The organism is Vibrio sp. 10N.247.311.13, from assembly GCF_041467595.1.
In the GTDB taxonomy this organism is placed as follows: domain Bacteria; phylum Pseudomonadota; class Gammaproteobacteria; order Enterobacterales; family Vibrionaceae; genus Vibrio; species Vibrio crassostreae_C.
In genome coordinates this window covers 88,114-100,275 of sequence record NZ_JBFSUX010000005.1, presented here as the reverse complement: position 1 = coordinate 100,275, position 12,162 = coordinate 88,114, and the positions used below count along the sequence as shown (strand labels likewise).

Sequence of the window (12,162 nt, the reverse complement as noted above, 5' to 3'; positions counted from 1 at the left end):
CAGGTTAGTAAATCACTTTTACTTTTGACGCGCTCTCAATGGCATCTTCAATCGCTGTTTCTGTGCTGTTACGACGAGTAAGCGCCACACCTAAACGACGGCGACCATCGATATCAGGCTTACCAAACAAGCGAACTTGCGTTTGTGGTGCGTCTAGCGCTTCTGCAAGGCCTTCAAAGCGGATATTCGTTGATGTGCCTTGACCAAGGATAACCGCTGATGCACAAGGGCCGTATTGCGTGATGGATTTGATCGGCATACCTGTAAATGCGCGTACGTGTAGTGCAAATTCCGATGAGTCTTGAGACATCAGAGTAACCAAGCCAGTATCATGTGGGCGAGGGGAGACTTCATTGAAGATCACGTGGTCGCCTTTAACGAACAGTTCAACACCAAAGATTCCGTGACCGCCTAATGCGTTAACCACTTGCTCTGCCGTGTATTGCGCCGCTTTAAGTGCGTTGTCAGACATGACCTGTGGCTGCCATGATTCACGGTAATCACCGTCTTCTTGACGGTGACCGATAGGTGCACAGAAGTGAACACCGTCGACAGCACGAACGGTTAGAAGCGTGATTTCGTAATCAAAGTCGATGAAGCCTTCAACGATTACACGACCCGCGCCAGTACGGCCACCTTCTTGTGCGTAGTCCCAAGACTTCTGAATGTCTTCTTCTGTTTTGATAACGCTTTGGCCTTTGCCTGAAGAACTCATTACCGGCTTAACAACGCAAGGCATGCCCACGAATTCAACAGCGGCTGAGAAATCTTCAAAGGTGTCTGCGAAGCGGTAAGGAGAAGTGCTCAGTTTTAGTTCTTCTGCCGCTAGACGACGGATACCTTCGCGGTTCATCGTTAGCTTGGTCGCATTCGCAGTTGGAACGACATTTAAGCCTTGCGCTTCTAGCTCTACCAACTTGCTGGTGGCAATAGCTTCAATTTCAGGAACCACATAATCTGGCTTTTCTAGTTCAATGATAGCTTGTAGCGCATCACCATCTAACATGTCTAATACATGGCTACGATGCGCAACTTGCATTGCTGGTGCGTCTGCATAACGGTCACAAGCAATAACTTCCAAACCTAAACGTTGGCACTCGATAGCAACTTCTTTGCCGAGTTCACCTGAACCTAATAGAAGTACACGAGTAGCATTTTCACGAGTAGCAGTACCAAACATAGAAATTCCTTCCGATCTTTTGAACGATTGATTGAAAACGGGGAGATCATACTTATTTCAATGACAAAAGCAAACGTTTGCGCAAGTTGTTGCGTTAATTACAGGCATAAAAAAAGCAGCCCTGTTAAATAGGGCTGCTTATTTAAATTTTTGTTAATTAGATGTACTTAGATTGCTAAGTAAGTCACTGGAATGTCAGGATTAATCGCTTCTAATGTAGATTGCGTATCCGCTAGGTGACTGATGCTACCTTCTGCGATTTCAACCAAAGCAGCACTTTCAATTTGTTCGAAATCGAAGCCAGCCAGTTTAAGTTGAATTAACGCGACTTGCAGAGGAGGTAGGCTCGGGTTGAACGCTGCGTTTTCAGCGTAAGCTCCCGTAAAAATTTCACCTGACGTCAGTTGTAGTGAAACACCACTTAGGTTTTTGGTGTAAGGAGCATGGCTGCGGTTTAGTGCTGCTAGCGCTTCTACAACAATAGGCGTTGTTTCTTCGGTCGTGTACTTATGATCAAGCTTTGTCATTAGGCCAGTTGTTACCCCTAAATCAGCAGGGCCGAACGAGTCTGGCAGGTACTCTTGCAGAGACATTTCATCACGTTGTGGAAGCTGAACTTTAAGTTCTCTTGCTGTTGTCAGTTCGTTCATGAATTGACGACAGTGACCACAAGGACTGAAGTTGATGGTGATATCTGAGATACCGAGTTCGCCTTTCATCCAAGCGTGGCTGATTGCAGATTGCTCAGCGTGAACGGTTTGACCAAGTTGAGCACCAGCGATTTCAAGGTTTGCACCAAAATACAGAGTACCAGACAAACCACGCACGATTGCACCAACATAAAAGTCAGATAACGGAGCGTAAGAATACGCTGCGGCAAAAGGAAGTAGCGCAATACGTAGTTCGTCATCCGCTAGACCACTTGCTTGCAGTAGGCTAGCAAATTGTTCTGGAGACAATGTCGCGTCAAAGTTGTCTGCTAATACGATGTCACTCAAAAGCGCTTTCATTGATGATGGAGCACTTTCCAGCGCCAGGGTAATACGACTGTTCATGTTGAATCCTTAATTGACCTTAGGCTTTAAGTTTATGCATTGCTCAGGAATTTTCTGTGATAAAGGTCACTATTGAACTGTTGTTGTTACATTGGCTTGCATAATTAGAGTGAGGTCACACTTGAAATCGATTACAAGAGCCATTTATACCGCTGATATCGCACTTATTGCTCGTAAAAGACCGTGACTTGACTGCTATTGCTAAATAAATGCGAATAAAAAGCCCAAACAGACACTGTAATAAACAGCATTCTGGTTGGGCTGAATCGTGTAGTGATCGTTTAGGTTAAGAGTAGAACCAAACCACGAGCGAAAATATACTCGGTGCGATGATTGAGGTAATGACGCCACAAAGCACAAGAGCCAAAGAACTGAATGCTGCATCTTCCTGATTCTTTTCCGCACAAGTCGCGGTGCCTAAAGCGTGAGACACGGTACCCATGGTTAAACCACGGGCGATCGGGCTCTTAATACCAATGAGGTTGTAGATTGGGTAAGCAAAAATTGCCCCAAATAGACCCACAATCAATACCAGTATTGCCGCAATCGCTGCTTCACCACCTAAATGGCTCGATACTTCCATTGCAATTGGCGTGGTGACTGATTTGCCTAACAAGCTCGCAATCAAAGTTAAGTCCGCTTTAAATGCTACTGCGATCACTGCCGTTGTTGTCATCGACATCACACTGCCTAGCGTGCACGCAAAGGTAATGATGCGCCAGTTGGCTCTGATTTGAGGTAGCTGCTCATAAAGTGGGTAAGCAAGTGCAACAACCGCAGGCTGCAGCATGTAGGTAATCCAAGTGTTGTCAGCATAGTAAGTCTCAAACGGTACTCTAAAGAACGTGAGAATCGGAATGATGATACCAATGCTGATAAGCAGGGGGTTACACAGCGGCGAGTTTACTTTTTGACTTACCCAGCGAGCAAATAGGAATACCACGATGGTGAGTAGAATCCACATGATCAGTTACCTCTCGAAAGCAAGCGGTCTAAGAACCATGATAAGGATACTAACACCAATAATGTGCCACCAACGGCGCTCGCCATAATTGGCAATGCGTTCGCGATGAGCATGTCGAAATGATCCATCAACCCAACACTGATCGGAACAAACAGTAAGATCATTAGGCGGATAATCAAGCTTGCACCGGGTTGTACCCAGTGCGAAGGAACAATACCAATCACCATGGCGGCAAACAGAATCAACATGCCAAAAATACTGCCAGGGATTGAGGTATCCAAAAAGTGCTGTAACGCGTTACCTGCTGTAAGTGCACCTATGATTAAGGTGAAGGAGATTAAGCAGTAAACCAGTTGGATCAATCTTTCTTTCAAAGTGTTACGTCTCTTGATAATGGAATTAGCTAGCTAACTTTTCTACGTACTGATAAACCGCCTTCAAGATAGCCATTTTCTTCTCGTCGCTTTCATGTTCGTGCGCGAGGTTTTCAAGGTTGAGCATGTACTCTTCTAAACGGCACTCATAAAACTCACGACAATGGTTCGCCCATTTCAATTGCTCAGCTTCGTCGAGCGTCCATGGGAAGTTACGCGCACGGTAACGGAACAGTAACGGTTTAATTCGTTCGTCACTGAAGGTGATATCCAAAGCCGCCAAGTTGTTCGGGTCAGTTTCGCGAATGATGTTCATCGCTGTTTTATCAGCAGGTGAAAAGAAACCGTCGTAAAGGTGTGTATCAACATCATCACTCTTTTCGTACTCGCGCTCTTGTGAATACAGGCCGATCAGTTTTTCGCGGATCTCTGGGTGTTCGCGCAGCAGTGCCAAGTTTTTCAGGCATTGTTGGCGATCGATACCGATGGTTTCAGCATTTTCAGCCGTTAGCGTTTTGGCTGGAGCAAGAATAGGGCACTTGTTTAGCTGAACCAATTTGATGGGTACGGGTAGTTCGTCTTCACCCAGTTCACTGCGTTTGGTATAGAGCCTTTCTCTGAGTTCATCAGCGTCCAGTTCTAACAGTGGGCTTGGATCTTTGGCTAAATCAACCACGATAACCGCATTTTGATTGGTTGGGTGCCAAGCCATAGGCACAATCCAGCTGGTGTAGTTGCAGTCACGGCCAAACATGCCTGAAACGTGCATTAATGGTGTCATGTTTACGATATCAACCAGATCATTCAGCTTACGCTTATGACGCATGTTGTAAAGGTAATCGAACATCTTAGGTTGCGCAGCTTTCAGCTTCTTCGCTAACTCGATGGTCGCAATAACATCGGCCATCGCATCGTGCGCGTTCTCATGTTCAATGCCGTTTGCCACAGATAGGTGTTCCAGTTTGAAGCTTGGGTAACCTTCTTCGTTCTCTGGCCAAACAATGCCTTCAGGGCGCAGTGCGTGAACAGCGCGCATTACATCTAATAAATCCCAACGCGAGTTGCCGTTCTGCCAGCTCCACGCATATGGGTCGATGAAGTTTCGGTAGCAGGTGTAACGCGTTACCTCGTCATCGAATCGAATACTGTTGTAGCCAAGGCTTGTGGTGTTTGGTTTGGCTAACTCAGTATGGATCTTAGCGATAAACTCTGGTTCAGGAAGACCTTGTGAAGCCGCTTTTTGTGGTGTGATACGGGTGATCAGTGCAGCTTCAGGCGCAGGGAGGTAATCAGCGGGAGGTTGGCAATAGATAACCAGAGGCTCTCCAATAACATTGAAATCTTGGTCGGTACGAACACCCGCAAACTGACTCGGACGGTCTTTTGCTGGGCTAACGCCCCATGTTTCGTAATCGAAAAAGAAGTAGGTTGGCTGATTATCTGAACTCATTGAATTTCCTGAACAGCAAGCGCGGAACGTTTACTGTGGCTGAAGGTTAGTTTTGTTCAGTATCTGATAGTATGCGGTACGCGTGCAACCCAGATCACAAATAAATTGCAGGAAAGTGCTGCATTCCTATTCAATCAGACCGCTATCGGGGGAATGGAGCCTTAGATTGATTATTTCTTGGCAAGATGAACTAACAAAGTGCTGCGGTTAAAGTACTCGAAGCGGACACAATTTGGAGAGGCGAGTAAGCTCTGGACAGCCAAAGCGCTCTGAGTCTAGCAATGAGTGTGTTACCGCTTGTATTTACCTTACATCAAGCTTTCAATGTCACGCGCTTTTCTGCATTCAACGCTCGTGAGAAATGAAACTGAATAGGTCATTAGAGCAAATCACAGAATCAGTCATTAATATCAAATTATTCTTCTTTTTGGACGTTATTTAATAGTCTTAATCACCGTAATAAATAATGATTTGATATGTCTTATTTTTAATACACTATCAATAGTGAGGTTAAATAATTAACCCCTGGCCAGTTATTATTTCAATTTTATTACAAGGTTAAGGTTTCTCCAGTTTGTTTCAAATTTGAGACTTTATTGCAACATGCTGATCTATATATTTCGTTTTTTAGTCTGACTTCAAATTTATCTCGTATTGTATTTTTTAATATATTCTAAAAAATTAGGTGTGCTTGATTAAATAAATAGATTAATTAACTGATTAGGATGTAAAACAAGTTTTATATATTGTTGGATGAAATGCTCCAATACCATTATTTTTATTAGTGTTATTTCTATCAATTTGCGTGATCTTATTCTCACTGCGCCTCATTTCTTTATAAATAAGTGTCAATATATATATTTTCTAAATAGGATTGTTGTTACTTAATTGTTAACTCTGATTGACTATTAGGTAACCCTAATAATAAAGCCGAATTTATATAAAGGATTAAAGAAATGAACAAAGTCTTTAAGGTTGTTGCTGTATCTGCACTTTCTATCTCTTCAGCGAACGTTTTCGCTGTGAGTGACACTTTTGATGCAACACTAGAAGTAAAACAAGCAATTACAATGACAAAAACAAGTGATCTTGACTTCGGTATCATCACTTCAGACAACACAACGGACGTTGTTATCGCTCAAGGTGATGCAGGAGCGGCGGCATTTACTCTTTCTGGAGAGTCTGGTGATGCAGTAACAGTCAGTATTTCTGATACTAACTTGGTGAATGGCGTAAATACGATTGCAGCTGAATTTGACTTTAATAATGCTATTACCCTTACGGGTGGTACTGCGGATCTTAATATTGGCGGCACTGCACGTACTTCAAGTGCGACATTAGTTGCTGGTACATATGCTGCTAACGTTGCAGTAGATGTCACTTACCAATAATTAAATGAAACCAGTATAATATTACGGCTGTTGAAAAGCAGCCGTCTTTACTATGAGTGTTCTATTCAAATATGCGATTTATATCGGCCTTATTTTTTATTCTAGTCCTTTTCATGCGCTAGAAATTATTCCTGAGAATATGGAAGTGAAATTTCCAGGCATGTATATCTCTGGATCGGGTCAGAATGCGGACTCAAACCCAGCCAATAGTCAGGTATATGTGGTGCGCTTTTACGTTGAAGGTGAGCCGGGTAAAAAAATCATGGTTTCTCTCCCTTCTAAGCAATACCTAAACCATTCTCGTAAATCCAAGCGCCTGCGTATTAGAAAGTTCTATTTTGGTTGTGGCTTATCAAAGCGTGGTAGAGCCAAAATCAAAGGGAATGGAAGAAGCAAATTATTGTGTATTGGTGCGAAAGTGAAAATCGGCGCTAACCACCCCGCTGGCCTTTACACCAGTACAATCCCTTTTGAGGTTAATTATAAATGAAGTTGTTTATCTCATGTGTTCTCGGCTTAATCTTCACAACAAAAGCCTATGCTCAGCTACTCATCGCTCCGACTCGTTTTGTTTTGGATGCCGACACTTCGGTGACTGAAAAAATCGTCGTCGAAAATAACTCAGATCAACCGATTCGCTTGGAGATAAAACCGATTTATCGCCCTGTAAAGGCGAGTGGCTTAGTTAGAACTGACGCTAATATTGCTGAATCGGAAGACATCGCGAGTTGGATTAAAGTGTCACCACCAATAATTCGTGAACTTAAACCCAATCAAAGACGCACGGTTCGTTTACGTATGAATGCTCTGCCTGCTGACATGGCTGATGGTGAATATCGTGCTTACTTGTGGTTTTCCCCAATAGCAAAAGCCGCAGAGTTATCAGACATTGCGCTATCTTCAAGTAAAACCAACAGTGACGGTTCAGCCTTTCAACTGAACTTTCACATAAACAGTTATGTACCCGTTTATGTTCAGAAAGGTGAGCAGGTACAAGATGTTAAGTTTGCGTGTGACAACCAAAGCATCAAGATTCGTAACGATGGTAACTTTCAATTTACTGCAAGATTGAATGTCGACGAGCATAGCGAAAAAGTGGTGCTACTTCGTAATGCTGAATTAACTAAGCCTTTCCCAAAAGGGTCGAAGATCTCACTGGTTCAGAACGAACAGCCTCTGTACGAATGTGTTCTGTAGTGCTCGTTTCATTGTCGCAGACTCTTTAAAGGCTAGTGTTCAATTGCATGCTTTGGCGACTCTTTTTGCTCGCCTCATTGTTTCCTTTTGCTGCGTATTCGCAATCTGAAGAAGAAAGTGAGGCGAGCGAGCTCTATCCAGCCCATGTTGAAGTTCGAGTCGGGAAAGTGGGGGATAGCTTTTATCGTGTCATGATGGATGACTACGAAGAACCCTTCATTTCGATATCCAACGCCGCTTTTTATCTGCTCGAAATGAATGGTCAGTGTGATAAAAGCGGATATTGCGAATTGTACTTGCCACAAGATGTGGGAAGAGAATCTCCGCCGTATATTGTTGATACTGAACAAGCCATCTGCTATCGCGATGATAACAATATCCAGTCGATCAAATATCAAGTCATCGACTTAGAAACTCACATCCACTGGTACAGCTTACAAGCTTGTATCCCAGCTAAAGTGCGTTGGGATATTGATGATTACCGACTCACCGTTTCTCCAGAATTTAGCTCATTGACTGAGTTGGAAGCGGCTATTTCTAAGATGAAAAATGAATCACGTAAGAAGGCCGAGGATCTCAAGCGAGCTGAAAACACGCCAGCTTTCGAACCTGTCGCCGCTGTGGGTTTGGCGACTCGGTTAGCGGCTTCTGTTTATCACGACAGTGAAACTGGCGGTGATGTATACGCAATCTCAGACACCATATTAAGCACTGAACACTCCTTGTCTCGCTTGTCGATTGATTCACGAGAAGATAACCCCATCGTTTATTATAACATTGCGGTTGAAGCTCATGATGGTGAAGGCTCTTTGGAAGTCGGCCATGTGTTACTAGATGGCAGCGTCTTTACTGTGAATCAAACCCTCGAAGACGGGCTCTATTACACCAATCGAAAGCGACAGACAGAGTTCGGCAACCTTCAACTCGAACGAACCACTCAACCTAACATCAGCATCGATGTTTTGGTTAATGGCATCTATCAAACCACTTATCGCTCTGATGAGTTCGGACGCTTCGTAGTTGAAGAAGACAATATTTCCCCCGGTGACACCATCAAGTTTCGCTACTACTTGTCGAAAGGTGTCTGGCAGGAAGAAGAGATCACCGTGGCCGGTTTAGAAGATGCATTTCTGCCACGCAACGAGTGGGGCGTGCAAGTGGTAGGCAATGAAGGTGCAGACCGAGCGGGCGCTGTGTCGCTTGAGTATGGGCTTGCCGATTACTTCACCGTGGGTAGCGCCTTTATGAGGCAACATGGCAAAGACCTGATTGGTTTTCAAGGACGATATTTACCTGCGCACTGGTTTGCGGGCCATATCGGTTGGTTACCAGAGTTCAATCGCTTTCCAATGGAGTTTGATATTTTGATCAACGGCGATCAGTCGGCATCGATAGAGCTCAATAAAACCGATGAATTGAATTTAGAGTCAATGGAATACGATGTTTTCAAATACAACCTGTCGCTTGCAAACCTAACAGCCTTTTTAACGGTAAGAGATGATGACGACGAATTGAGCGTTGAACCCAAGTTGAACTCGAAAGTGGCTCGTAATCTGTTTGTTTCATACGCTGGCGACTATCGATATACCAAAGCTTCTCATCAAGATGACTATCTACATACGATTGGCTTGGCCAAAAGCGGGTTTTCGGATACATCGTGGAATATATCTGGAACTGTTGATGGCTCTGGTCATCATGAACGAACGGAATTGTCTTTAAGAAATGCGTGCAAAGAGTGCCTGCTCGATCCGTTGGAGGTTTTTCAAGAGCTCACGACCAATGTATCGGCTCGTTATCAGAAACAAGAGGTTTCGTTTACGGCTTCTTTGGAAGCTCGAGTGAATCCTTATTTGCTCTTTAAGCTAGAAGGAACTGAAGACCGATATGGTGTCGAGATGACGACAGAATTCGGTGCGAAGACTTACTTTGATGAAAGCATTGGTGAGTTTGTTGAGTGGAATCGATACAACCATTCTAAGCTGACGGGCATTGTCTACGATCACCACAAACAACCCATACAAGGCGTAAACCTACAAATCTTGGACCAACGAGCGGTCAGTGATGCAAAAGGCCGATTTGAATTCTCAAGTGTTCCAGCTCGAGATAATCTGCCTATCTATATTGATGAAGGGGCACTCGACCTTAACCTCACGCCGATTCAAAACCCCGTATTTGTAAATACTAAGCAAGTCGGGCTAACTCATGCTCATATCGAAATGGTGGTGTCATTTGGCGTCGATGGCACGGTAGAAGGTGACCTAGAAAACAGTGCTTATCTGCACTTTAAACATATCCAGAAAGGCACCGAGTATTCGAGCGAGATTGAGAGTGATGGCTTTTACATGGTAGAGGGGCTAATCGCGGGCAAATACATTGTGACTTTAGAAATGGGAGACAAGCGATACGTGCAAGGTGCCGACTTGGACGGCGATTTCTGGGTAAGCGACCTCGCATTCAACCTCATCGATTTTCATAAGGTGTATTAGACCTGATCGCTTTGATTAGTCTGAAGGAGGTGAGAGTATCAATCGCACTTTCTGTTTCATGGTTAACTCTCGGTTCTTCAAATCTTTGAATATGGCCTTCCATTCTTGAAAGGTGACCACTATCGGGTTAAAACTGTTCACGGGCTTGGTGACGCCGTAACGCACGGTTTCAATTTCAGGCTCGAACGTACCAAACAATTTATCCCAAATGATCAAAACGCCGGCGTAGTTCTTATCGATGTATTGCGGGTTTTTGCCGTGATGTACTCGATGATGCGAAGGGGTATTAAAGATGTATTCAAGTGGCCCCAAGCTTCGTATCCATTGTGTATGGACGAAGAACTGCAAACCTAGGTTGAGAAGCACCACAAAGATGACCCACTTAGGGGCAAAACCTATGATGACCAACGGTATCCAGAAAAGCCACATCCCAGCAAGTGGATACATTAAGCTTTGACGGAAAGCCGTACTGAAGTTCATGTTTTCTGAACTGTGGTGTGCCACGTGTGCTGCCCACATCCAGCGAACACGATGGCTTGCTCTGTGGAACCAGTAATAGCAAAAGTCTTGCAACACCATCAATACAACAAAACTCAGCACGCCCATTTCAATGTCCATTAAGCGCCAACCAAACATCCAGAGATACAGCTGCACGACCAATAACCCGGTGAGCAAATCGGAGAGTTGATGCATTCCCGCCAGCGTGAAATTACACATCACTTCTGAAAGCCTATAGCTGGAGTTATCAGGCAGTCGACCTTGCTTCTGACCGATAAAATACTCAGCTAACATGCACACCACGAATAAGGGCGCTAATACCAGCAGTAGCCATTCTGGGTGATTGATTAATGCGTCGATATTCATGTTTTATCCTTGTTGAGACGCCATACGCGTTCTTAGTATCAAGTTTACTTAGACTTGCTCGCCTGAGATTCAATCAGCAGAATTACGTTACCAGCGAGCAAAGTGATCTTCTGTTAGGCCAAGAACACCATCGAGTTGATGTGTCACTCCATTGTTGTCTTCAATCGAGCCAGAAAAGTGACCAATGAACTGACGAAAGTTACTCTTTAACAGCCATAAATTGAGCTTTTCGCTGCGGTTATTTAAGGGCGTAAAGGTCAGGTTTATACGTCCATCTTGTGATGTTATCTGCCAAGGCAAGTTCGTGTCTTGGCGACTGAACGTAAACTGTACCGGGTTAAGCAAGTGTCTGGTTCCATTGACCCATAACACGTTTTCGCAGCCTCCGGTTTCATTCACGCCCGCCGCGAGATTTAGGCCAATATCTGTGCCATTGGATTGCGTGTTGATACTTGCCCAGCGCCAACTGGTTTCGCGTCTCATGTAGCCCGCTGAAAAGTCATAACCGGCACGAGCTTGTTCGAGAACGAGTGATTCTCCTTTGATTTGGATTTCACCGCTGATGCGCAAAGCATTGTGCTTTTGGGTGTAAGTCCAACCTGAATAACCCGTTGGGCTGCACATCGCCAAGGGCAAGCTGTCGGCTTCAGGCTCTAAAGCGATATCGGCCTTGATGAGTTTGGTATTTAATCGAACTTGCCATTGCCCGCCTTCAATATTAAAGATGATGCTTTGGCCTGCAATGTTTGTCGTGCCGTCAAATGGTGAAGGCGTTACATGCTTATCAAACCCTAATGGCCTCAACCAAGATGACTCTTCTAGATGGTTGTTTTCAATATCGTACAGATAACAAAATGCCGAGCCCAAGTAGCGAATATCCGCGATAGCGATACCAATAATGTGTGTGTCGGTGACGATGCTGACAAACTGAAATTGCTTGTAGTGGAAGTGCTTCTGCCAAGGGGCTGCTTTTGAATCCATCGAGTTTCGGTAGTCAAAGTTCTCGATGTTCAGGTGCTTGGGGATGCCATCGAAATGTCCAATGCTCGGCTGACCATTAGAATCAATCAAACTGTGTGGGGCTGGGTTCGTTTTTATCATTGCGATGCTTCACATTAATTTAACAATTAAAGCCATTGTGCGATGAGTAGCGTAGAATTGGGAGGTCATATTCGGACAAGAGCGCGTTGCCAATCACGAT

Annotated in this window: 11 protein-coding genes; 4 read left to right on the top strand and 7 right to left on the bottom strand. The window is 44.3% G+C overall.

The genetic code is table 11. The features are described from left to right. Positions 1-4: 4 nt before the first annotated feature. The 5 genes from purT to sbcB form a co-directional block, all read right to left on the bottom strand. Positions 5-1,180: a formate-dependent phosphoribosylglycinamide formyltransferase gene (purT, locus tag AB6E52_RS03860; protein WP_017069826.1), complete on the bottom strand. Its 1,176-nt coding sequence runs from the start codon at positions 1,178-1,180 to the stop codon at positions 5-7. Positions 1,181-1,347: 167 nt separating this feature from the next. Then, positions 1,348-2,235 (bottom strand): cytidine deaminase, encoded by an 888-nt coding sequence (cdd, locus tag AB6E52_RS03855; protein ID WP_102320072.1) that lies wholly within the window; start codon positions 2,233-2,235, stop codon positions 1,348-1,350. Between the two features lie 286 nt (positions 2,236-2,521). Next, positions 2,522-3,199 carry an LrgB family protein gene (locus tag AB6E52_RS03850; RefSeq protein WP_017059134.1) on the bottom strand — a complete coding sequence of 226 codons (678 nt, stop codon included), beginning with the start codon at positions 3,197-3,199 and terminating at the stop codon, positions 2,522-2,524. 2 nt (positions 3,200-3,201) lie between these two features. Then, complete coding sequence (locus tag AB6E52_RS03845; RefSeq protein WP_004734867.1) at positions 3,202-3,573, bottom strand: CidA/LrgA family protein; 372 nt, start codon at positions 3,571-3,573, stop codon at positions 3,202-3,204. A 25-nt stretch (positions 3,574-3,598) separates the two neighbouring features. Then, positions 3,599-5,023 (bottom strand): exodeoxyribonuclease I, encoded by a 1,425-nt coding sequence (gene sbcB, locus AB6E52_RS03840; RefSeq protein ID WP_102320073.1) that lies wholly within the window; start codon positions 5,021-5,023, stop codon positions 3,599-3,601. 956 nt (positions 5,024-5,979) lie between these two features. Between sbcB and AB6E52_RS03835 the strand changes: the two genes are divergently transcribed. Genes AB6E52_RS03835 through AB6E52_RS03820 form a run of 4 tightly spaced genes read left to right on the top strand, consistent with a single transcriptional unit; the run spans position 5,980 to position 10,097 of the window. After that, complete coding sequence (locus AB6E52_RS03835; protein ID WP_102320074.1) at positions 5,980-6,414, top strand: DUF4402 domain-containing protein; 435 nt, start codon at positions 5,980-5,982, stop codon at positions 6,412-6,414. Positions 6,415-6,466: 52 nt separating this feature from the next. Continuing rightward, the gene (locus tag AB6E52_RS03830) at positions 6,467-6,904 is read left to right on the top strand and encodes a DUF4402 domain-containing protein (RefSeq protein WP_102320075.1); all 438 of its coding nucleotides are present in this window, start codon (positions 6,467-6,469) and stop codon (positions 6,902-6,904) included. After that, complete coding sequence (locus AB6E52_RS03825; RefSeq protein WP_102320076.1) at positions 6,901-7,611, top strand: molecular chaperone; 711 nt, start codon at positions 6,901-6,903, stop codon at positions 7,609-7,611. Before AB6E52_RS03830 ends, AB6E52_RS03825 begins: the two co-directional genes overlap by 4 nt. A 47-nt stretch (positions 7,612-7,658) precedes the next feature. After that, positions 7,659-10,097 carry a carboxypeptidase-like regulatory domain-containing protein gene (locus AB6E52_RS03820; RefSeq protein ID WP_102320077.1) on the top strand — a complete coding sequence of 813 codons (2,439 nt, stop codon included), beginning with the start codon at positions 7,659-7,661 and terminating at the stop codon, positions 10,095-10,097. Between the two features lie 15 nt (positions 10,098-10,112). On the opposite strand, the gene AB6E52_RS03815 is transcribed toward AB6E52_RS03820, so the two are convergent. Together AB6E52_RS03815 and AB6E52_RS03810 are read right to left on the bottom strand one after the other, a co-directional pair. Continuing rightward, positions 10,113-10,961: a sterol desaturase family protein gene (locus AB6E52_RS03815; RefSeq protein ID WP_102320078.1), complete on the bottom strand. Its 849-nt coding sequence runs from the start codon at positions 10,959-10,961 to the stop codon at positions 10,113-10,115. Between the two features lie 87 nt (positions 10,962-11,048). Further along, positions 11,049-12,062: a DUF2804 domain-containing protein gene (locus AB6E52_RS03810; RefSeq protein WP_102320079.1), complete on the bottom strand. Its 1,014-nt coding sequence runs from the start codon at positions 12,060-12,062 to the stop codon at positions 11,049-11,051. Positions 12,063-12,162 lie beyond the last annotated feature (100 nt).

Coding starts and splice junctions, on each gene's coding strand:
- sbcB (WP_102320073.1), bottom strand. CDS start 5,023: ATGAGTTCAGATAATCAGCCAACCTACTTCTTTTTCGATTACGAAACA.
- AB6E52_RS03830 (WP_102320075.1), top strand. CDS start 6,467: ATGAGTGTTCTATTCAAATATGCGATTTATATCGGCCTTATTTTTTAT.
- AB6E52_RS03810 (WP_102320079.1), bottom strand. CDS start 12,062: ATGATAAAAACGAACCCAGCCCCACACAGTTTGATTGATTCTAATGGT.
- AB6E52_RS03850 (WP_017059134.1), bottom strand. CDS start 3,199: ATGTGGATTCTACTCACCATCGTGGTATTCCTATTTGCTCGCTGGGTA.
- AB6E52_RS03835 (WP_102320074.1), top strand. CDS start 5,980: ATGAACAAAGTCTTTAAGGTTGTTGCTGTATCTGCACTTTCTATCTCT.
- AB6E52_RS03825 (WP_102320076.1), top strand. CDS start 6,901: ATGAAGTTGTTTATCTCATGTGTTCTCGGCTTAATCTTCACAACAAAA.
- AB6E52_RS03820 (WP_102320077.1), top strand. CDS start 7,659: ATGCTTTGGCGACTCTTTTTGCTCGCCTCATTGTTTCCTTTTGCTGCG.
- purT (WP_017069826.1), bottom strand. CDS start 1,180: ATGTTTGGTACTGCTACTCGTGAAAATGCTACTCGTGTACTTCTATTA.
- AB6E52_RS03815 (WP_102320078.1), bottom strand. CDS start 10,961: ATGAATATCGACGCATTAATCAATCACCCAGAATGGCTACTGCTGGTA.
- cdd (WP_102320072.1), bottom strand. CDS start 2,235: ATGAACAGTCGTATTACCCTGGCGCTGGAAAGTGCTCCATCATCAATG.